Below are 21,129 nucleotides of genomic sequence, written 5' to 3' on the forward strand. Positions count from 1 at the left end.
TTTAAACAACTAGGTTACTGAGTCTATTTCTTGTTCTCGATACTCCTTTTGCTTATTTCAATCGCAAAAGGCACTCGAACTGACAGCAGGTTATCAAAATACACGCTACTTGATCCATTGCGAATTGCTATTCTAAACAAAGGGTTGACCCGAACCCACCCGAACTCACCCGAAGATGACCCGAAGATGACCCGACGATGACCTGTTCTAAAATGACCAAAGAAATTTAGCTTTGTAAGTAGTGAAGTAGATGATATTGCTTGGGGTGTGTTTTAATTAAGCACAGATTGCAAATCCGCGCTATCGGGTATGTCAAATTAAACGCCAAATCATATTATAATTAGTCTTTGTTATAGGTAGTTTTTAATTTTTCAGTTTGCATGTGAATACAATCTGAAATTGTTAAGTTGAGAATGGAAACTCTATTTTTCCCTTTTTTGAATGCCAAATAAAAGCTGCGCCACTGTTTTGGAAAGAGTATTCCTGAAAGAGCAAAGAGTAGGCAATAAATGCTATAATTTCCATTTCCAAGTAAATACATTTGCATTCTAATTTCCTCAAGTGGAGACATTCCGTATCCCAGTATTAAATGTTTTAAATCATGGTTTTCAAACTTTGGTATTACTTTCAAATGGTACTTCTTAAGCATCCCATAAATATCATAACCGACTGTACCTACTTTACAACTTTGTAACTCTACCATATGTTTTTCCATCTCATTTTTGAATAAGAATTGAAGAGGTTTAATAACTAACCATATCTTTAAACCTTCAACAAAGTTTTCACGAATATTTAAAGGAGGTAACTTTTGGTTCTGCGCAACATTAATACTAATCATGTTTTCTTTTTTTAATTATATACAACGGTAATAGATAGGTTCCGTTTTGGAAAAATCCGCGAGGAATTTTCTTCGCCAGTTCGTACTTCGTGCTCGTATCAGATGTAAGTGAAAACAAGCTATTACTTGTAATTATTATTAGTTAATGTATTTTATTCAATAAAATTTTGAGGATAGACTTTTCTAATTTCGGTCATTTCTTCCTTAGTCAAGCTATCCAATTCTTTGCTATATAGTTCTTTTGCAAGTTGGATTCTTAATTTCCTTATTTCCTCAACGATTGCATTTTGAACATCAATGTAAGTTTGATACCTAGTTCTTCTTTCTGTTTTTACACTTATTATGGATTGTGATTTATATTTTTCTTCATACTCTTTTAGGGCATTTTTCAGTTGGTCAATATCTACTTTACTTTTATTTACAAAAATTTGATTATTGCCATCAATGTATATGTTAATCGCTTTACTTAAATCGTATTCAGTATCGTCTTCTTGAATTTCTGGAAGCTTCCTGCTTAATCCATCATCGTTAACATAAGAAATCATGTCAAATAAGAAAAATACACTCATTTTATAATAATCAAGTTCAAAGTCCCTGGAATTCAATACAGTTAAAATTCCGTTTGCTACTGTTGAAGGTGAAAAATTATCGGACTCTTTAAGGGAATCTAATACTTTCTGTAATTCATTACTTTTAATAAATTCACTTTCTTTCAATTCTGATTGGCATTTGACAAAGGATTCAGATTGAGGAATTCCGATGGCCATTATCATATCAAAAAAGGATTTTGATGGATTATAGTTAAAATCGTTTTCTTCTATTATCTTTTCAAAGATTGCAACATAGCTTTTGCCACTACTATCTTTTAATATTTTTTCATTAATGAGTAATTGTTCAAATTCTGTTAGTGTTTTTTTGAATTTCGCTCCATTATCCTCATAACTTTGATAAAGACAATTCATCAATTTGTCTTCAACTCTCAATGTCTGTGAATAACAGAAAATTGTAAAAATTCCAAATATTAAAAATGTGAATGTCAATTTTTTCATATGTTGCCTAAAGGTCACTTCTAAACGTAAGTTACGGGTTTTTAATTAATGATTTTGGTTTAACATTAGCATTAGCAATCCATTCGGAATTGTTGTTATTGGTTGTTATCAGGTGTTTTTTTATTCATCTAATAGGTCTAACTTCCAACTGGTATTTTTTCTTTTCTCTTTCCAGTCCCAATAAGTTCCAAAAAAATCGTCATGAAGCATAGAATCCATTTCGTTTTCTTCGTCAAAGTCAACCAACATAACTTCTCCCCACTCTCCGTACTCAACAGTTGGGTCAGATGTCCCATCTAAAATATTTAGGAATCCGAAAAACACATCTGAAGTATTACTTGCTAATATTTTCCTCAATGCGCTTTTTAGAACCGGATTACCGCTTAATTTTGAGACTTCTTCTTTTTCTGATTCTGTCAAGCCTCCATTAGGCGGATAGTTTATAAGGCGATTGATTTTATTACTCTCAATGTCATTAGCAATATAGTTTGCATTTTCTTCAATCATCTGATGGATTGAAACTAAAAGAGACATTTTATTTTCTTCTGATAACTTCATTTTCCGTTTTTTAGATTTCCTAACGGTCTCTTCTAACCGTAAGTTATAGGATTATTTTGTTTTTCAATTTAGAAATAGCGAAGATCTCCAATGGGAATTGCTGTTAAAGATAGTTGTACAACGTTTTTATTTACAGGTTGATTTTAATTTTTTTGTTCCATTTTCTACAACTAATTCATAACCATTATCAAGCATCGGTTGAAAACTTTTTCGTCCCGTAAACTGCCAAAGTGCATACCCATATTGACATTGATTAATTGTTCCATTCTTATATTCGCCCAACATCAGTTCCTTTAATTCTTCCCAGTACTTTTTAGGTGAGTGGATAAATATTATTAATGGGCTAAATTCCGGATCAACAAATTCTTTATTATAATATTTTTTTATTCGTTCAACACTTGGGAAACCATATTTTTTGGTGATTTCTATCAATCTTTCAGTGTGTTCAGCGTCCATTGGATTGATATATTTTCTCCAAATTAGCTTTCCAATACTGTCAGATTTAAATTTCCGTTTTTTTATTTCCTCAATTTTTAAACTGTCTGGAAGATTCTCAATTCTGTTTGTTTCTGACTTATCAAAGGTTTTAAAAATTGTGTATTCACGCATAGTTTGGTCGTATCCATACATAAATTCCATTTCCTCAACTAAAACGTTAATATCCTTTTTCAAAAGTGAGTCTTTGGCAGATTGTGAATAAATTGTATTACTTAAGAATATGCTTAAAATTACAAGTTTTAATTTCATCATAGATGTTTTTTTTAAACGCTATACAAAGGTCTCTTCTAACCGTAAGTCATTGTTTTATTTTATTATGTTTTTCAATTAAGAAATAGCGAAGCAATGCAATCGGAATTGTTGTTTTACATTGTTGCCAATAGCACTTTTATTACCATTTCCAATTCAGTTCGTCAATATATTCTGCTCCTAACTCGGTCACACGTTTTTTAATTTCCGTTTGATTTTCAATTGAGTGTTTTGGGACAATCAGAGACAAATCAGTAGTTAATTTTATGAAGAAATGATCTTTTGTTTCTATTAGTTCTTTGATTTCAGTTCCGTTTAATTTGGTATCAGATGTAAAATCTTTGGCATTGATAGAATTTTCATTAATGTCAATTTGCACAGGCTTATTTATCCGATTTTTATAATTTTCCTCAACGTGTTTTTTAAAATGATTTTTATACCTCCTTTTGGAATATTTTGGATAGAATATAAACCACAGAATTGCTGTAATTCCAAAAACTATAATTCCAATGTAATTTTCATCCCTATTGGTTAAGTATAATCCATATGGTAAAAAAAGAATTGGTCCTAAAATTCTATTATTCCTGTGTTTCTTTTTATGTGATTCAGACTTTGAAGACGCATATAGTTGATATTCTAAAAAATCTGAGTTTGTAAGTTCGTATTTTAAGGTCATTAGGGTATTAATGGTTTGTGTATAAAAAATTGCTGTTTTACGCGCAAGGATTTTGCTAAGCCAGTTCGCACTTTGTGCTCGTATCAGAAGTAAGCGAGAACAAGTAATTACTTATCCGTTGTTCCGCTAATTTTTTATTCCTTTTCAAAGAATGCTTTCACTTCTGAAAAATAATCCTCCCCGTATTGTTGATAGAATTCTCCATTAGGTTTTATTATTAAAAATCCGGCACAGTTTTGATGCTCTGTAAAAACATTCTTATAGAAAAAACCAGAATCCAATATAAATTCATCCATTTGTTCATAAATTTCTTTATTGTAAGAATCATTCGTATAAACAAAAAAGTCAATTGCATTATAATCAGAACTCATTCTTGATGAAATACTAATTCTGTTTTTGGTCACTTTTCTATTGTCATTTTTGTTGAATCTAACATTTATACAATTTGGCGCTTTTTGGTTATAATTTATAAGAATAGATTTATTATCAGGAATTGTGGTTTTTAATTCTTCTTCCAGACTTTTAATCAGTTTATCATATTCAGTTCGGTTTAGTGTTCCAGAGTAAGCTACTCTACTTTTTTTGTATTTAGAATTGGAATGAGTATTTACTTTTGTGTTATTTAGATCTTTATTAGCTCCACAGGAGGATACTAAAATTAAGAAAATAATACATGCTCCTTTTTTTAATATTTCATTCATAGAATTTTGTTTGGTCAAATTATGCACAACGTTTTTTTGATTGCCTTGTTTCAGTTAAGCTTTTGAGGATTATGCTACCCCAGTTCGCACTTCGTGCTCGTGGCAGAAGTTGGCGAGAACAAGTAATTACTTTTAACTATTGTTTGCTGTAGTTTTTATATCTCAAATGAGCTGAAAAAATGATCTTTGATAAATTCCTTTTTATCTTTTTTTCTTAATTCTTGGAAATAGTTTTTTGGTAAAAACTCAATATGACAATCTTTGAAATCAAAATCATTCATTTCCGCTAAAATGATACTTATATTATAATACAAACAATTATACTCGTCAATGCGTTGATTTTTCAATTCATAAAATACTTTCTTGAAATTTTGAAGTGCTTGTTGTTCATTGTTTTCTAACTCTAAATAAATTCCAGTGTACAGATTTTTTAGTACATCAGTTTTAGGATTTTTAAATTCTGTTATTTTATTAAATGCTTTGTCTTTTTCGTTAAATAAATACAATATTTTAAATTCTGCTATTTTAATAATTCCCGCTCTATCTTTTCCATAATTTGTTTTTTTTAAAGAGTCAATTTTAGCCATTAAGCTTTTAAATTCAGGCGAACCAAGTCCGTTGACTGATAGATTAGAATTCATTTTGGGTAATTTCATATAATCAACTAAAATTTCCTCTGCTAGATTTCTTGAACTTTCAGCATAATTCGGTTGATTGGTCTGTTTACAAGAATGCACGAAAATTAATAATAGTAGAACTAAGTATGTGATTGGTCTTTTCATTACTCAAATTACTGGTAACGGTGAGTATAAGAATAGTTGCCCATTGCGTGGCACTTTGCAGTCAAGATACAAGAAAGTTGAATCAGGTTAAACTCCTTAAGTTTATTGCTATTTCGGCTATTATTTTTATACTTTGTTGGCAAACGTTTTTATAGTTTCATTCTTTACTAATCCAATCAACCACAAAGTCCATAAGATGCATGGGAACTGTGTGCTTCCCGTCAAACTTTTTGTAGGTTACATCATATCCGTTTTCAATCAGTAGGTCGCGACCAGCTTCGGCAAACTTTATGGGTACTAGTTCGTCCTTTTCTCCCTGAATAATCAGCGTTCTTACACCTTTACCATCTTGAATATTGTCACTCCCTAACCAATCTTCATCCACAACAGAACTGAAAATAATCATGCCATCAATTTTATCGTGATGATGGATTCCAGTCAGATAGGTGATGATTCCACCTTGAGAAAAGCCCGTAAAGAAGATTTTACCTATGTTATAGCTTTCTTTTAAATCTCTCATTACCTGCTTCATCTGCTTTTCGGTGGTCACACGCATAGCAGCTTTTTCCATGTCAGAGGCAGGTCTTTCGAGCATAATATAGGATGATATATCATATAGAAACCACTCATAGCCCTGTTTCCCATTACTACGAACGTACGGATAGGGTGCTTCAGGAGCTGCATAAATAAATCCTGCATCGGTAAAGGGCTTGCTCAAACTTAGAAAACTATCTGCGGTACCTCCATAGCCATGAAGTGCTATGACAAGTGTATGTGCTTCAGAAGAGTCATAATCATCAGGCAGTACCACTTTGGTAGAAGTAAAGGCCTCTACCTGATGCCACAGTGTTGAGGTGTTTTTGATAGTGTCATTTTGTGCCTGTACCATGTTGACAACTAATAAAAATGATAGTAGAAATGAAAAGACTGTCGGTTTTGGTTGTATCATAATGCTCCTATTAAGAATTTACTTCATCCCTTTCTTCAATGTTTGCCAACTCGTTATATCCCCATAAAAATAGTCTTTCACCCCTCTTTTTGTCGGGATATCGTTAATTTTTTGTATTGGTTTTGAGTTTGTTATTATCGTTTTAAAATACATGAACTAATGGGCTTATCTCAATTAATAAACCGTACGAGCTAGCAACTAGTCGTAACATCTTAAGGAGAGCCACTAATTTATTATTATTTATTAAAAATGTAGGTGTTTTTTTGTTAAAAAAATAGGGTTTTTTGTGGGGTGGTGGAATAAAATGCTGAAACAAGAGATGCTGAAACAAGAGATGCTGAAACAAGAGATGCTGAAACAAGAGATGCTGAAACAAGAGATGCTGAAACAAGTTCAGCATGACAAGGGTTTGGGGATTAGCAAGACAAGGGCTTGGGGTTCTGCGTGACTAGAGATGCTGAAACAAGTGCAGCATGACAGAATTGGGGTTCAGGGCGACAGGTCTGGGTTCTGCAGGACAAGAGATGCTGAAACGAGTTCAGCATGACACATCTTGGGTTCAGCATGACAAGCGTTGGGGTTCTGCGTGACAGGGTTGGGTGCAGGGATTTATTTCAATCTATTAAGTTGTATTTTTCTTTCAGTTAAACGATTGTCTAAATTCCAAAGGCGAAAGATTGGTTTTTGTCTTGAATAGTTTACTGAACGATTGTGAATGCTCAAACCCTAATTGAAAGGCAATTTCGCTTACCGATAAATTTGTCGTTGATAGCTTTTCTTTTGCTTTTTCAATTAGCTTTTCATGGATATGTTGCTGTGTACTTTGTCCTGTGAGTGAGCGTAACATATCGCTTAAATAACGTGGTGAGACATTCAATTTCTCTGCCAAATACCCAACAGTTGGAAGTCCTTTATCTAGCGTTTGCTCTTTTTCAAAATAAGTATTCAATAGATGTTCCATTTTACAAAGCAAATCGTGATTTATCGCTTTTCGAGTAATAAACTGTCTTTCGTAAAACCTGTTACTGTAGTTAAGTAATAAGTCGATTTGCGAAAGAATAATATCCTGCGTATGCCTGTCTATATGCTGGTATTCCCTGTCTATCTTTTGAAATATCTCAATAACATTTTTCTCTTCCCGCTCCGAAAGGTGTAAGGCTTCATTGACCGCATACGAGAAGAAACCGTAATTTTTTATATTAGTTGCCAAAGAATGTTTCAACAAAAAATCGGGGTGGAACATCAACATATATCCCTGCCCGCATTCTTTCCTTATTTTCCTGATTTCGGAAATGCTTAGTGATTGAACCTGCTTGGGAGCAATAAAATTCATCGTTCCCTTATTGAAATCATAGTATTGCTGTCCATATTTGACTTTTGCGGTAACATCTTTTTTCAATGAAACGCAGTAAAAATTCACAAAAAAATGTTCCCAGATTTTATTTTCGTCCGGTTTGACTCCCGAAACATCAATAACGCTTACGAGTGGATGCAATGGTTCTGGCAGCAGTAATTGCTGATGAAATTCGGATATGGAATTGACAATATGCATTGATCTTACAAATTTATGAAAAGTAACTGCCTCAAAAAGTCAGTTACTTTGTTTTTAATTTTTACAGGAATTGTTGCCCGATTTCTTTTCTGAACGATTCTTTTCCAATTTCCAGTCGTCTTTCATGCATCATATGAGCATCGACACCTGCTAAATAACGCACCTGGTCTTTATTATCGGTTGCAGCTTCGTAAACCACTTCGGCTATTTGTTCGGCTGTTGATGCGTTTTTCATCATGACATCAACCACTTCCAGCAATTTATTCTCAATGTCTGAATATTCAGCCTGTTTATTGAAATCAAGCGAACGTCCGGCAAAATCAGTTGAAATCCCACCCGGAGCAATAGTTTTAATACCAATACCAAATTTGCTTAATTCGAACGACATACTTTCTGACCAACCTTCCAGTGCAAATTTTGTAGCGTGATAAATAGAGTGTAAGGGAAAGCCCATAAATCCACCGATAGATGTTGTCGAAATAAACAAGCCGCTTTTCTTTTCTCTGAAGTATGGAATAAATGCCTGTGTGACACGTAAGACCCCTAGCAGGTTTGTGTTGATTTGACGAGCGATTTTTTTGTCTGTCAACCCTTCCATCGCGCCAATAAGTCCATAGCCTGCATTGTTAAAAACCACATCGATGTCGTGTAAGGAAATGGCTTCCATTACAGACGATTTTATTTGCTCTAAGTTGGTTACATCGAGTGGTAACAACGAAATATTGTCCAACTGGGTAAGCTCCGTTTCGTTTTCAGGATTTCGCATGGTAGCTATAACATTCCATCCTTTACTTTGAAATAATTTAGCGGTTGCTTTTCCTAATCCTGAAGAAGCTCCTGTTATAAAAATTGTTTTTTCCATTGTAATACTTATTTAAAATTTACAATGCAAAGTTGGGTAGAATCAAAGCAGTAGTTGTTGCCAAACTGAGTTACGATGTAGCCAAAATTACGTTTGAATATATGGTGGTCCTTTTTTGCCTTACACCAAGCGGCTCGTATAATCGTCAGTTACGGGATTAAAGTTGATAATTTTCGGTTAAGAACTAGCGTAAGCAATTCCGAGTGGCTTCTAGCCTGCCCTGAGCGTAGTCGAAGGGTAGTCAAATCCGACGAAATTGGGGTTATACATTGTTGTGCTTTCGTTATTTTAGTCATATTCCTCTATTAATTCATAAATGTTTTCTAATTCAGTTTTAAGTCTTTGGTAGTTGTCAATCTGTACATTAGAGTTATAAAATATATTGTCTATTAAGCTCTCAAACTTTAGAATATTCAGCACATTTAAATTGTTGTGGCTGCTAAATTTTGAAGGTCCGATTAGTTCTCCATGTGCAGTGTGTTCATAGTCCATCTGCCTGAAACTGATATGCTCATATATAAACGGGTAAAAATAATCGTTAAGGTCTTCGTTCATGTATTTTTCTCCACTTCTAACCTCTTCGACTAGAGATGGTAAACCGTATAAAAGTGTTTTTAAGGAATCGGATTTAATAAGCGCGACTTTTCCAGTATTCAGTCCTTCGTTTAAGGTTCCGTTTTTAAACTCCATGTTGCCATTAGCCATAGATATATTGATTAGGCTGTCCAATTTCTTGGAAGAAAGTTTGGTTATATCTTCACCAACCATTTTTAAAATAGCCAATGAACTCCTCCTTTGGCTTTCCTTTTTCTCAATTTCTTCTTGAGCAAAACCTATATTACTTTTTACTTCGACTTTGAGTCGTGCAACAAACTCCTTAGATTCTTTTAAATTACTTTTATTTATGTTCCAGTTATTAATCTGTAGGGCAATCAAAATCCCAATAACTACAAGAATAATTTCTCCAATAGCATAGGTTAAATACTTTCCAAATTTATTTTCAGTCAGGGTTTTTTGTCTAATTTTTCTGAAGAATTTTATCATTAGTCATTGGTTGGTTATAATGAAGCACAACTTGATACATCCCTAAAAAACAATCTTTTACTTCTCTTTTTGTAGGGATATCTTTTTGAGTGGGTTTCGAGTTTGTTATTATCTTTTTAAAATACATTAAATCATAGGTTTATTTCAAATAATAAACCCTACTAGCTAGGAACTAGTCGTAATAACTTAAGGAGAATCACTAATTTATGATTTTTATTAAAAATGTAGGTGTTCTTTTGTTAAAAAAAAGAAGGTTTTTTGTGGGGTGATGGAATAAAAGATGCTGAAACAAGTTCAGCATGACAGAATTGGGGTTCAGCAGGACAGAATTGGGGTTCAGCAGGACAAGCGTTGGGGTTCAGCAGGACAGGGCTGGGTTATGCGTGACTAGAGATGCTGAAACGAGTTCAGCATGACAGGAAAAAAACAACCGCCTTAGTCTTCTAGCAGCAGTTGGCTTTTTATCTTACTCAAAAACTCCTTGGTGATACCCAAATAAGACGCAATCATGTATTGAGGAATGCGTTGGTCCATGGAGGGGTATTTGTTTCTGAAAGAGGTGTAACGCTCCTTGGCTGTCATACTAAAATTACGAATGATTCTTTTCTGAGAGGCCACAAAGGCCTTTTCAATGATCTTCCTGAAAAAGCGTTCCATTTTGGGAATGCGTTCAAAAATGTCTTCAATGGTATCGTGTGAGAATTGAATGAGTTCGGTATCCTCTAAGCATTGTACATTAAAATCGGAAGGTGTTTGGGTGCTAAAACTTCCTAAATCGGACGTCCACCAATCTTCAATAGAAAACATGATAATATGTTCCTGCCCCGAATCATCTACAAAAAACATTTTGGTGCATCCTTTAACTATAAAGCACTCTACCCTACTTATATCTCCCTGTTGCAGAACGTATTGCCCTTTAAGATATTTACGGTAGCTCAATTTACTCAATAAAAAGGCTTCCTCTTCTTTGGTCAAGGACACATACTGGGCGATATAATCAAGTAAAGGTTGGTAGTTCATCATTCCTAAAAATCCTTTTCAAAAATATTAATTTTAGAAGAAACGGGAGCTCATAAAAGCAAGCAAACTGATAAAAAAATAAGGCTTTTAAAATTCAAGAATATTATATTGCAAGTTAATTACTAACACTAACCCAAACTAACCATGAAAAACCAACTGTTTTCATTATTATTTATTTTTTCAATTTTCTCTGTTTCAGCACAGGAATCAACTGACACCTTATCGTTTGATCTTGCCACCTATCAAAAAGCTATGGATAGCATCAACAACAGCTTTAAATATGAGCATGGTGATGTCACCATTGGTGATGATTTGGCAATCATTCACATACCAAACGGCTATAAGTTTTTAAATTCTGAGCAAACCGAGTATGTTCTAACTGAATTATGGAACAACCCGCCTAGTGAATCTTTAGGTATGTTGCTTCCAGAGAATGTTTCACCATTGGATGACGACTTTTCCTATTGCATCGAAATTTCCTATTCAGAGGATGGCTATATCGATGATGAAGATGCCGAAGATTTGGATTATGATGATCTTTTAGAAACCATGCAAAAGGATGTTCTAGAAGCCAATCCGCAACGAGAAACTATGGGCTATGAAAAAATCGAGTTGGTAGGATGGGCAGCCCCACCTTATTATGATCACGAAAACAAAAAATTACATTGGGCCAAGGAGCTTAAATTTGAAAACTATGATGTGAATACCTTAAACTATGAAATAAGAGTCCTGGGAAGAAAAGGTTATTTAAGCTTAACGGCTATTGGTGACGTTTCTGTTTTAGATGAATTCAATCAAGATAAGGACTATGTGATTCGAAGTGTGGAGTTTAACAAAGGACATCGCTATGAGGATTTCAATCCTGATATTGACCAAGTGGCTGCCTACGGTATCGGAGGACTGATTGCCGGGAAAATACTAGCCAAAGCTGGCTTTTTTGCCTTACTTATCAAGTTTTGGAAGTTTATTGCCATAGGTGCTATTGGTTTGTTTAGTGCTTTCAAGAAGAAAATATTTAGAAGCTCATCAAACCAAGAGGAGGACGTATAATCACATAAAAAAAAGAGGGTTTAAAAACCCTCTTTTTCACATAACACTAATTATGACATTATAGAGCATTATCTATAATTTCTTGAACCACCTCTGGGTTTAATAACGTACTGGTGTCTCCTAAGTTTGACGTATCCTTGCTCGCTATTTTTCGTAAAATACGACGCATGATTTTACCACTACGTGTTTTAGGCAACCCTTGTGTGAACTGGATTTTATCTAACTTGGCGATAGGGCCAATTTGTTCTGTAATCAATTGGTTTATCTCTTTACGCAGGTTATCATGTCTACGATATTCACCTGTATCTTTTAAGATCACATAACCATAAAGGGCATTTCCTTTAATGTCATGAGGGAATCCTACGATAGCACTTTCTGCCACCGCTGGGTGCTCATTAATGGCATCTTCTATAGGTGCTGTTCCTAAGTTATGGCCGGAAACAATGATAACATCATCTACCCTACCAGTAATTCTATAATAACCTACTTCATCCCTTAAAGCGCCATCACCTGTAAAGTACATGTTTTCAAAAGCAGAAAAATAGGTGTCCTTATACCTCTGGTGGTCGCCCCAAATGGTTCGAGCCATGGATGGCCAAGGGAATTTAATACAGAGTCTACCATCTACCTGATTTCCTTTGATTTCCTTACCGTTTTCATCCATTAATGCGGGTTGGATACCAATAAATGGTAAGGTCGCATAGGTAGGCTTGGTAGGTGTTGCAAACGGAATGGGTGAAATCATAATCCCGCCTGTTTCTGTCTGCCACCAAGTATCTACAATTGGTGATTTCTTTTTACCTACATTGTCATCATACCAGTGCCAAGCCTCCTCATTGATAGGTTCACCAACGGTTCCCAACACTTTTAATGATGACAAATCATATTTCTCAACATAGTCAACCCCTTCTTTGGCCAAAGCACGAATAGCCGTAGGCGCTGTATAAAATTGATTGACTTGGTGCTTGTCTACTATTTCCCAAAAGCGACCAAAATCTGGATAGCTTGGTACGCCTTCAAACATCACCGTGGTAGCACCATTTGCCAATGGCCCATAAACGATGTAACTGTGTCCCGTAATCCATCCAATATCTGCCGTACACCAATACACATCATTCTCCCGATATTGGAATACATTTTTGAAGGTGTAGGCCGTATATACCATATACCCACCTGACGAATGCACCATACCTTTAGGTTTCCCAGTGGAACCTGAGGTGTATAAAATAAATAATGGGTCTTCTGAATCCATAATCTCTGGTTCGCAATCGTGATAAGCTTCATCCAATAAAGGTTGTAACCAATGGTCTCTACCTTCTTTCATTTGGATATCAGAGTTGATTCTTTTAACTACCAAGACACTTTGAATGCTTGGACAATCTTCCAAGGCTTCATCTACAATACCTTTTAAGTCAATCGTTTTGGAGCCGCGATAAGACCCATCAGAAGTGATGACCATTTTACAGTCACTATCATTGATTCTGGTACTTAAAGCCGTTGAAGAAAAACCAGCAAACACCACCGAATGGATCGCTCCTATACGGGCACATGCCAAGACTGAAATAGCCAATTCTGGAATCATGGGAAGGTAGATACAAACACGATCTCCTTTTTGGATTCCTTGCTCCTTGAGTACATTGGCAAATCTACACACCCTATCATGTAACTGTTTGTAGGTAATGTGTTGTGCCGCTTCATTTGGATCATTGGGTTCAAAAATAATCGCTGTTTTATCGCCTCGAGTATTTAAATGTCTATCAATACAGTTCTCTGTGATATTTAATTTGGCGCCTTCAAACCATTTTACCTCAGGCTTGGAAAAGTCCCAACTTAGGGCATTATCCCATCGCTTTCTCCATAAAAAATGTTCTTCAGCAACCTCTTCCCAAAAACTTTCAGGGTTTCTAACTGATTTTCTATAAACCTGAAAGTACTCTTCTAAATGTTTAATGTGATAATTACTCATAATAATTAATATATGTTTTAATAATTAGTGTTTGTGTATTCCTATTTCATTTTCTTTATAAACCGATTGGATTTCGGGAATGATATCCATATCATCTATGGTTGATGGGATGTTAAAGGATAAATCATCAGCCATTTGTCGTAACAATTTACGAAGAATTTTTCCCGATCTCGTCTTTGGAAGGCGTTTTACAACCAAGACATCCTTAAACGATGCTACTGCCCCTATTTCCTTTCTCACATCATGGATGACCTCTGATTTTAAAACTTCTTCATCACTTGTTTGACCTGATTTTAAGACGACCAATCCCAGTGGTTTTTGTCCCTTGATTTCACAATGGATTCCAAAAACGGCACATTCTGCCACATCTTTATGGGAAGCGACAATTTCTTCCATTTCGGCAGTTGATAACCTGTGGCCAGCCACATTGATAATATCATCTACCCTACCTGTAATAAAGACATAACCATCTTCATCCTTATAGCCTCCATCACCGGAAAAATAATATCCTGGGAATCTTTTTAGGTATCCTGCTTTAAATCGTTCAGGATTTCCCCAAAGACTGCTTAACGTACCTGGTGGCAATGGTAATTTCACGGTCACATAGCCTTCTACACCATCAGAAACTTCTTCCCCGTGTTCATCAAGGATTCTGATATCATAACCACAAACTGGTAACCCAGCTGAACCAGGTTTGATTTCCTGTAATCCCACGCCAACCATATTGGCTAACATAGGCCAACCAGATTCTGTTTGCCACCAATGGTCAATGACCGGTATATGCAAATGTTGCTGAGTCCAAGAAAGGGTAGCCACATCGCATCTCTCACCAGCAAGGAATTGATATTTCAAACATGATAAATCATACTTTTCAATAAATTCACCATCATGGTCCTCTTTTTTAATGGCCCTAATAGCTGTAGGTGCTGTAAACATGACTTTGACTCGATGTTCACTTATCACCCGCCAAAACGTGGAAGCATCTGGTGTTTTAATGGGTTTCCCTTCAAAAAGGATGGTGGTATTTCTGTTTAATAACGGACCATAAACAATGTAACTATGTCCTACAACCCAACCAACATCACTGGCTGCCCAAAACACATCGCCTTCATCAACCCCATAGATATATTTCATCGAAAACTTTAGGGCTGTGGCGTACCCACCCGTGTCTCTTATAATACCTTTAGGTTTACCTGTGGTTCCTGAGGTATACAAAATATAAGAGGGATGGTTTGAATTCACATCCACTGGTTTTACGGAATCTGATTCTGCAACCAATTCACTATAATCGACGTCATAGGTTTTTTGTGGTCTCTCTACATCGATTCCACGATCAAAGATGACGACATGATTAGGTTTATGCTCTGCCTGATTGATGGCCTCGTCTACAAACGGTTTGTAGGGGATGATTCTTTTTATCTCTATACCACAAGTTGCTGTTATGATGGCTTTGGGCTTGCAGTCGTCAATCCGGATAGCCAACTCATGTGGTGCAAATCCCCCAAATACTACAGAGTGAATCGCTCCTATTCTAACACAGGCTAACATGGCGTATACCGCTTGAGGAATCATGGGCATGTAAATAACTACGGTATCCCCTTTGCCAATTCCCAATTTCTGTAACCCACCAGCCAATTTGGACACTTCTTCATGAAGCTCGTTATAGGTGATTTTTTGAATGGTATTGGTTACTGGAGAATCATAAATAATCGCATTTTGTTCACCATATCCATCGGCTATATGCTTATCTATACATAAATAGCTAAGGTTTAAAGTGCCATCTGCAAACCATTGGTTATAATCTTCATCATTTTTTGAAGTAATGGTTTTAGGAAGTTGGCTCCAATCTAACTGTTTCGCTTGCTTCAACCAAAATACTTCAGGTTCTGCAATACTTTGGTTGTAAAAATCCATGTAGTCCATTATTGAGCCTTTTTAGAATTAAACAAACCAAACCAATTTGGATTGAGGACCTTTAATTTGATTAAAGCCCAAATAACCACAACAAAACACACCCCCATAACAATGGAGTTTAAAGGACTAATAGGAGTTTGACTTTCAAACTTAAAACGAAGATATAGGGACCCTGTGGCATATATGAATATCAATATATCCGATGCTAACGGTCCTAGTCGAAATTTCATAACAACTTACTTTAATTACACATTGGTTTAATTTGCACACAAAACCAATTGTTAATCAAGTAAATCCTGTATTTCGGAGATAATTTTCTTTATCGAAAACGGCTTGGTTAAATATTTATCTGCTCCAAGTTTTAAGCCTTTTTCAATATCTGAAGCTTTATGTTTTGCGGTTAGAAACACGACTTTCACCTGTTCTAAACCTGACTTTTCTTTTATGAACTTAAGGGTCTCATACCCATCTACTTCTGGCATCATAATATCCAGTAAAACAACATCTGGAATATTACTTTCTAAAATTTGTAATGCTTCGCCTCCATCTCGCGCTATAAACACCTCAAAGCCTTGTTTTTTGAAGGCATATTCCAGGGTCATCACTATATTCGGTTCGTCATCTACAATTAAAATTTTCCTCGTCATAGTTTCGTTAGGCAATTTAATCAAAAGGCAGTTTAAAAACAAGCTTAGCCCCTTTTTTATAAGATTTATCAATCCATATGGTTCCTTGGTGTTGCTCAACAATTTGCTTACAAATAGCTAGCCCCAATCCACTACCTTCTGGCTTTTTAGTATTCTGGTGTTTTGATTGGTAAAATTTATCAAAAATAAAGTCAAAATCTTCTGGTGGAATTCCTTTACCGTTATCAGTAACAGATAGTTCTATGCTTTGATTTGACAGCTTATAATCCATTGTAACCACACCGGTTTCTGCAGGTGAAAACTTTATGGCATTTGATAATAAATTTGTCAACACCTGAAGGATTCTATCTGCATCATACCTTAAGGAAAGTTTGTGAGGGTTTTTATTAACCAAGGTCACCTGTTTTTTGGCCGCCATATGTTTCACAACTTCCATCGCTTTCTTGATGGTTTGCTGAATGTCATTTTGAGCCAAATCTAACGTAGTCTTGCCTTTTGAGAGTTTTTCAAAATCTAAAATATTATTGATCAACCTAGAAAGTCTGTCGCTATCCTGAAGCACATTCTTTAAGAACTGCTCCCTTATTGGATCGGGCATTTCTTTATCTTCCAATACCAATTCGGTTGAGGCCCTTATTCCTGTAATAGGCGTTTTTAATTCATGGGCAACAGTATCCAAGAATTCATCTTTTTGTTTGTCCTTGTCCAATAAATCCAAATTGGCTTGTCTTAGCTGGTCTGTCAGTAAGGTTAATGTTTCTGACTTTTCCCTAAGCATTTTATTTCTTGCAATGGTTTCCTTTGATTCTTCTAAAATTTTCAAGACTTCCAACAAGCTAATTTCTTCCTCTTTCACCACACTTGCAATAAGGATTTTTGCCGATGCGCTACCAATGCTTCCCGTTAAAAGCTTTTCAGAAAAATTAATCAATCGGGCATCGGCGACTTGGGTGTCCTGAGGTAGGTCATATTTTGTGAAAAATATCCGTAGGGCTCTGGTGGTTTCCTTTTCTCCTAAAAATTTGGCCAACACATTTTTAATATCCGCTACATAAGCTTCTCCTTTCCATACCAAGGCACTGTCTTGTAAAGAAGAATAGTTTTTACTATCAATAAACATTTCTGCATAGTTTCTTTCTCGATAGTTTCCTTTGTAAATAAGGGATAAAACCAAATAAACCAGAATATTGAAGGTCAAACTCCAAAACATGGCATGAGCATAGGGATTCAAAAAGTCAATTCCGAAAAGTGCATAAGGCTTTAACAGGGAAATACCGAATAATCCATGCTCAGCTAAATTATTGTTTCCCGAAACTATATTGGTGGTAAACGGCAGTATTAAAGTATAAACCGTAATGGCAAATCCAATTATGATCCCAGCGATAGACCCTCTCGCCGATCCTCTATTCCAATACAACCCTATGAAAAAGGAAGGTGCCAATTGTGATACAATTACAAATGATACCAGCCCTATAGAAATCAAGGACCGCTCTATAGAAAAGTGGTAGTAAAAAACATAGGCAAGAATAATAATCGAGAAAATGGATATACGGCGGATGTTTTTAATATAGTAGGCATTTTTATCAGGATGGTTCTCAATAAACTTGTCCAAAAACCCATAAGGTATAATCAGGTTATTACTCACCATGGTTGACAAGGCCAAGGTGGAAACAACCACCATGGATATTACCGCCGAGAAACCTCCCAAGAACACCAATAACGTTAAAAACAAATGACCTTCACTTAAAGGAAGAAGAAGCGTATAATACTCTGCATTGGCTGTATCACCAAAAACCAATTTCCCGCCAAAGGCAATAAAAATCACAAACAAATTGAATAGTAACAAATACAACGGAAAAGCCCAAATAGCTGTTTTTAAATGTTTTTCCCGGTTATTTTCTATCACCGCCATTTGAAACTGCCGCGGCAATAAAAAAATAGCGAAGAATGATAGGGCTACCATAAAAAACCAATTAACACCGCCCTCTAAGCCTTGAATGGTTGTGAGTCGGTCTACATCTCCTATTTGGGAAAATTGGTCAAAAATATCCTGTGTACCATCAAAGATGAAAAAGGTGACATATATCCCTACTAAAAGGAAAAATCCGATTTTCAAAATGGACTCCAAAGCTACTGTGGTAACAATTCCTCGGTGTTTTTCAGAAGCATCTGTTGCTTGTGTACCAAAAAAAGTAGCAAATAAGGCTAATAAAACCGCAATATAAAAGGTGGAGTCATCCCAAATGCTTTTTGATACATAGCTCGTTTCATCTGAAATAATTTCAAACCCTTCTGAGACCGCCTTTAGTTGAAGGGAGATATAAGGTAGAATGGCCAGAAAGCAAATAATAGTAATCAAAGCTCCTAAAAAACGATTGTTTCCATAGCGCAAAGAAATAAAATCGGCGATGGAAGAAATTTTGTGTTGTTTAGAAATACGGATGATTTTACGCAGCAATACAATCCAGAGTGGTGCTGCTATTACTGGTCCGATATAAATAGGTAAAAAATCCACACCCGAATTGGCCGCTATCCCAATACTCCCGTAATACGTCCAAGCTGAACAATAAACAGCTAGCGACAACGAATACACATACGGATTGTTCACCCAGCGGCTCTTGGCATTTTTTTCAGCTTTGAAAGCCAAAAAAAACAAGACTGCCAAATAGAACATGATGATGGCAATTAATATATAATTACTCATAATGCCTTTTTAATACAATGTATGCGATTACAATGGACACCAACCAAATAGAAAAAATAACGAAGTAAAAAACAGGAATGCCCAAGATGGCTCCTTCCAAACTATAAATAAGCAAAAACGGAATATTAAACAACAGCAACAAGGCTATTGAAACGACAACCAATTTTTGTTCATGTCTTTTTTTCATACTCATGGATAGAACCATAAATGTAACAAAAAACAGTGTCAAAAAACCCATTGACACTGTTTAAAGCTAACTAATAAACCTAAAATATAGCCTAGTGATGAGTGGCTTCTCCTGCTCCACTAGGTATTCTTATATGCTCAACAATTTCTTGTACCTCATGTGGAGGTGCTGGCGTCATTCTAGAAACGACCACAGAAATAATCACGTTGACAATCATAGCTACTGTTCCAAATCCTTCTGGGGAAGTTCCAAACCACCATTCAGATGCTGGTCTTGGGTCCATCACCCCAATCAAACCTGTTTTGTAACGAATCATGTAAAACAACATAAGCGTAATTCCGACGATCATACCAGAAACAGCTCCCTGCTTGTTCATACGCTTATCAAATATTCCGAGGATAATGGCTGGGAAAAAGGATGCCGCCGCCAATCCGAAGGCAAGTGCTACTACCGCCGCTACAAATCCCGGTGGATAAATACCGAACAATCCAGCGATAATAATGGCTACTAAAATGGCAATTCTAGCTGCCCAAAGCTCACCTTTTTCAGAAATATCTGGTTTGATTTGCTTTTTAATCAAGTCATGGGAAATGGAGGTAGATATTACTAAAAGAAGTCCAGCTGCCGTTGATAAAGCTGCTGCCAATCCCCCTGCTGCTACTAAAGCAATAACCCAGTTAGGTAACTTAGCAATTTCTGGATTTGCCAATACCATAATATCTCTATCTACATAAAGCTCATTTTTGGATTCGGCATTCACATTGGTAACCATGCGTTCCCCATGCTCTCCACGGGTATCGGAAAACAAAGGTTTTTTTCCGTCTATGGCACTACCGGCCACATATTGGATTTTTCCATCATTGTTTTTATCGCTCCAAGCGATAAGACCTGTATTCTCCCAATTTTTGAACCACTCTGGCATTTGTGCATATTCTTGCTCACTAACCGTATCAATAAGATTGGTTCTAGCAAAAACGGCAATCGCTGGTGCTGTGGTATATAGGATACCAATGAACAACAAGGCCAAACCTGCTGATTTTCTAGCATCCTTCACTTTAGGTACCGTAAAGAATCTCACGATCACGTGAGGTAATCCTGCCGTACCAACCATTAGAGCTAAAGTAATTGCAAAAACATCCCAAGTTGATTTTGTACCATCTGTATATTCGTTGAAACCTAATTGTGTGTGTAAGGCGTCCAATTTATCCAATAAATAGGCACCACCTTCTAGTTTTCCTCCCATTCCAATCTGAGGAATTGGGTTTCCAGTCATTTGCATGGAGATAAAGAAAGCTGGTACCATAAAGGCAAAAATCAAAACACAATATTGTGCTACCTGCGTATAAGTGATACCCTTCATTCCACCCAAAAAGGCGAAAACCAATACTACAGCCATTCCAATAATGACACCTGTATTAATATCAACTTGAAGGAATTGGGAAAATACGATTCCCACACCACGCATTTGTCCGGCAACATAGGTAAATGAAACAATTAAGGCACAGATTACAGCAACCGTTCTAGCCGCATTGGAGTAATAACGGTCACCAATAAAATCTGGCACCGTAAATTTTCCAAACTTCCGGAGATAAGGCGCCAATAATAAGGCCAAGAGCACATAGCCTCCAGTCCAGCCCATCAAATATACCGATCCGTCATATCCAGCAAAGGAAATAATCCCCGCCATGGAAATAAAGGAAGCAGCACTCATCCAATCAGCAGCCGTAGCCATACCGTTGGCTAAAGGAGATACGCCTCCTCCAGCAACATAAAACTCTTTGGTTGAGCCAGCTCTAGCCCAAATAGCAATTCCAAAATATAGGGCGAAAGTGATCCCTACTAGTATCCAAGTCCACGTTTGTACACTCATAATTTTAATATGT

The 21,129-nt window shown here is 36.0% G+C and carries 20 protein-coding genes; 1 reads left to right on the top strand and 19 read right to left on the bottom strand.

Going from position 1 to position 21,129, the window contains the following annotated elements; all coding sequences use genetic code 11:
• Positions 1-340: 340 nt before the first annotated feature.
• From GZ212_RS14830 to GZ212_RS14885, 12 genes are all read right to left on the bottom strand, one after another.
• Positions 341-838: a hypothetical protein gene (locus tag GZ212_RS14830; RefSeq protein ID WP_166961939.1), complete on the bottom strand. Its 498-nt coding sequence runs from the start codon at positions 836-838 to the stop codon at positions 341-343.
• Between the two features lie 152 nt (positions 839-990).
• Positions 991-1,887: a biopolymer transporter ExbD gene (locus GZ212_RS14835; protein ID WP_166961942.1), complete on the bottom strand. Its 897-nt coding sequence runs from the start codon at positions 1,885-1,887 to the stop codon at positions 991-993.
• A gap of 120 nt (positions 1,888-2,007) precedes the next feature.
• Complete coding sequence (locus GZ212_RS14840; RefSeq protein ID WP_166961945.1) at positions 2,008-2,445, bottom strand: hypothetical protein; 438 nt, start codon at positions 2,443-2,445, stop codon at positions 2,008-2,010.
• A gap of 126 nt (positions 2,446-2,571) precedes the next feature.
• Positions 2,572-3,195: a hypothetical protein gene (locus tag GZ212_RS14845; RefSeq protein WP_240923827.1), complete on the bottom strand. Its 624-nt coding sequence runs from the start codon at positions 3,193-3,195 to the stop codon at positions 2,572-2,574.
• Positions 3,196-3,334: 139 nt separating this feature from the next.
• Complete coding sequence (locus GZ212_RS14850) at positions 3,335-3,868, bottom strand: YcxB family protein (protein ID WP_166961948.1); 534 nt, start codon at positions 3,866-3,868, stop codon at positions 3,335-3,337.
• A gap of 134 nt (positions 3,869-4,002) precedes the next feature.
• A complete protein-coding gene (locus GZ212_RS14855; RefSeq protein ID WP_166961950.1) occupies positions 4,003-4,569 on the bottom strand; it encodes a hypothetical protein in 567 nt (188 codons plus the stop codon).
• A 155-nt stretch (positions 4,570-4,724) separates the two neighbouring features.
• Entirely contained in the window at positions 4,725-5,351 is a 627-nt protein-coding gene (locus GZ212_RS14860) for a hypothetical protein (protein WP_166961954.1), read from the bottom strand.
• A gap of 157 nt (positions 5,352-5,508) precedes the next feature.
• The gene (locus tag GZ212_RS14865; protein WP_166961956.1) at positions 5,509-6,300 is read right to left on the bottom strand and encodes an alpha/beta hydrolase; all 792 of its coding nucleotides are present in this window, start codon (positions 6,298-6,300) and stop codon (positions 5,509-5,511) included.
• Positions 6,301-6,940: 640 nt separating this feature from the next.
• The gene (locus GZ212_RS14870) at positions 6,941-7,852 is read right to left on the bottom strand and encodes an AraC family transcriptional regulator (protein WP_166961959.1); all 912 of its coding nucleotides are present in this window, start codon (positions 7,850-7,852) and stop codon (positions 6,941-6,943) included.
• Between the two features lie 61 nt (positions 7,853-7,913).
• Positions 7,914-8,714, bottom strand: coding sequence for an SDR family oxidoreductase (locus GZ212_RS14875; protein ID WP_166961961.1), 801 nt, complete (start codon positions 8,712-8,714; stop codon positions 7,914-7,916).
• Between the two features lie 288 nt (positions 8,715-9,002).
• A complete protein-coding gene (locus GZ212_RS14880; RefSeq protein ID WP_166961768.1) occupies positions 9,003-9,758 on the bottom strand; it encodes a DUF6090 family protein in 756 nt (251 codons plus the stop codon).
• A gap of 435 nt (positions 9,759-10,193) precedes the next feature.
• Complete coding sequence (locus GZ212_RS14885; RefSeq protein ID WP_232635626.1) at positions 10,194-10,781, bottom strand: Crp/Fnr family transcriptional regulator; 588 nt, start codon at positions 10,779-10,781, stop codon at positions 10,194-10,196.
• A 141-nt stretch (positions 10,782-10,922) separates the two neighbouring features.
• Here GZ212_RS14885 and GZ212_RS14890 point away from each other — a divergent pair, with 141 nt between their 5' ends.
• The gene (locus tag GZ212_RS14890) at positions 10,923-11,828 is read left to right on the top strand and encodes a DUF2167 domain-containing protein (protein ID WP_166961964.1); all 906 of its coding nucleotides are present in this window, start codon (positions 10,923-10,925) and stop codon (positions 11,826-11,828) included.
• Positions 11,829-11,886: 58 nt separating this feature from the next.
• On the opposite strand, the gene acs is transcribed toward GZ212_RS14890, so the two are convergent.
• From acs to GZ212_RS14925, 7 genes are all read right to left on the bottom strand, one after another.
• Entirely contained in the window at positions 11,887-13,794 is a 1,908-nt protein-coding gene (gene acs / locus GZ212_RS14895) for an acetate--CoA ligase (RefSeq protein ID WP_053970094.1), read from the bottom strand.
• 24 nt (positions 13,795-13,818) lie between these two features.
• Positions 13,819-15,717, bottom strand: a complete 1,899-nt coding sequence (locus tag GZ212_RS14900; protein WP_166961967.1) for an acetate--CoA ligase — start codon at positions 15,715-15,717, stop codon at positions 13,819-13,821.
• Entirely contained in the window at positions 15,717-15,938 is a 222-nt protein-coding gene (locus GZ212_RS14905) for a hypothetical protein (RefSeq protein WP_166961970.1), read from the bottom strand. Before GZ212_RS14905 ends, GZ212_RS14900 begins: the two co-directional genes overlap by 1 nt.
• 51 nt (positions 15,939-15,989) lie before the next feature.
• Positions 15,990-16,355, bottom strand: a complete 366-nt coding sequence (locus tag GZ212_RS14910) for a response regulator transcription factor (RefSeq protein ID WP_053970097.1) — start codon at positions 16,353-16,355, stop codon at positions 15,990-15,992.
• Between the two features lie 16 nt (positions 16,356-16,371).
• Positions 16,372-19,059 carry a sensor histidine kinase gene (locus GZ212_RS14915; protein WP_166961972.1) on the bottom strand — a complete coding sequence of 896 codons (2,688 nt, stop codon included), beginning with the start codon at positions 19,057-19,059 and terminating at the stop codon, positions 16,372-16,374.
• Positions 19,052-19,246, bottom strand: coding sequence for a hypothetical protein (locus tag GZ212_RS14920; protein WP_166961975.1), 195 nt, complete (start codon positions 19,244-19,246; stop codon positions 19,052-19,054). The genes GZ212_RS14915 and GZ212_RS14920 overlap by 8 nt, the downstream gene beginning before the upstream one ends.
• A 91-nt stretch (positions 19,247-19,337) precedes the next feature.
• The gene (locus GZ212_RS14925) at positions 19,338-21,116 is read right to left on the bottom strand and encodes a sodium:solute symporter family protein (RefSeq protein WP_166961977.1); all 1,779 of its coding nucleotides are present in this window, start codon (positions 21,114-21,116) and stop codon (positions 19,338-19,340) included.
• Positions 21,117-21,129 lie beyond the last annotated feature (13 nt).

Origin of the sequence: Mangrovimonas sp. CR14 (assembly GCF_011764015.1) — a bacterium.
GTDB lineage: Bacteria > Bacteroidota > Bacteroidia > Flavobacteriales > Flavobacteriaceae > Mangrovimonas > Mangrovimonas futianensis.

Bases quoted from the DNA above. Each gene is read 5' to 3' on its own strand.
- GZ212_RS14880 (WP_166961768.1), bottom strand. From the start codon at position 9,758: ATGATAAAATTCTTCAGAAAAATTAGACAAAAAACCCTGACTGAAAAT.
- GZ212_RS14915 (WP_166961972.1), bottom strand. From the start codon at position 19,059: ATGAGTAATTATATATTAATTGCCATCATCATGTTCTATTTGGCAGTC.
- GZ212_RS14830 (WP_166961939.1), bottom strand. From the start codon at position 838: ATGATTAGTATTAATGTTGCGCAGAACCAAAAGTTACCTCCTTTAAAT.
- GZ212_RS14835 (WP_166961942.1), bottom strand. From the start codon at position 1,887: ATGAAAAAATTGACATTCACATTTTTAATATTTGGAATTTTTACAATT.
- GZ212_RS14875 (WP_166961961.1), bottom strand. From the start codon at position 8,714: ATGGAAAAAACAATTTTTATAACAGGAGCTTCTTCAGGATTAGGAAAA.
- GZ212_RS14920 (WP_166961975.1), bottom strand. From the start codon at position 19,246: ATGAAAAAAAGACATGAACAAAAATTGGTTGTCGTTTCAATAGCCTTG.
- GZ212_RS14900 (WP_166961967.1), bottom strand. From the start codon at position 15,717: ATGGACTACATGGATTTTTACAACCAAAGTATTGCAGAACCTGAAGTA.
- GZ212_RS14910 (WP_053970097.1), bottom strand. From the start codon at position 16,355: ATGACGAGGAAAATTTTAATTGTAGATGACGAACCGAATATAGTGATG.
- GZ212_RS14890 (WP_166961964.1), top strand. From the start codon at position 10,923: ATGAAAAACCAACTGTTTTCATTATTATTTATTTTTTCAATTTTCTCT.
- GZ212_RS14865 (WP_166961956.1), bottom strand. From the start codon at position 6,300: ATGATACAACCAAAACCGACAGTCTTTTCATTTCTACTATCATTTTTA.
- GZ212_RS14870 (WP_166961959.1), bottom strand. From the start codon at position 7,852: ATGCATATTGTCAATTCCATATCCGAATTTCATCAGCAATTACTGCTG.
- GZ212_RS14855 (WP_166961950.1), bottom strand. From the start codon at position 4,569: ATGAATGAAATATTAAAAAAAGGAGCATGTATTATTTTCTTAATTTTA.
- GZ212_RS14850 (WP_166961948.1), bottom strand. From the start codon at position 3,868: ATGACCTTAAAATACGAACTTACAAACTCAGATTTTTTAGAATATCAA.
- GZ212_RS14860 (WP_166961954.1), bottom strand. From the start codon at position 5,351: ATGAAAAGACCAATCACATACTTAGTTCTACTATTATTAATTTTCGTG.
- acs (WP_053970094.1), bottom strand. From the start codon at position 13,794: ATGAGTAATTATCACATTAAACATTTAGAAGAGTACTTTCAGGTTTAT.
- GZ212_RS14840 (WP_166961945.1), bottom strand. From the start codon at position 2,445: ATGAAGTTATCAGAAGAAAATAAAATGTCTCTTTTAGTTTCAATCCAT.
- GZ212_RS14905 (WP_166961970.1), bottom strand. From the start codon at position 15,938: ATGAAATTTCGACTAGGACCGTTAGCATCGGATATATTGATATTCATA.
- GZ212_RS14845 (WP_240923827.1), bottom strand. From the start codon at position 3,195: ATGATGAAATTAAAACTTGTAATTTTAAGCATATTCTTAAGTAATACA.
- GZ212_RS14925 (WP_166961977.1), bottom strand. From the start codon at position 21,116: ATGAGTGTACAAACGTGGACTTGGATACTAGTAGGGATCACTTTCGCC.
- GZ212_RS14885 (WP_232635626.1), bottom strand. From the start codon at position 10,781: ATGATGAACTACCAACCTTTACTTGATTATATCGCCCAGTATGTGTCC.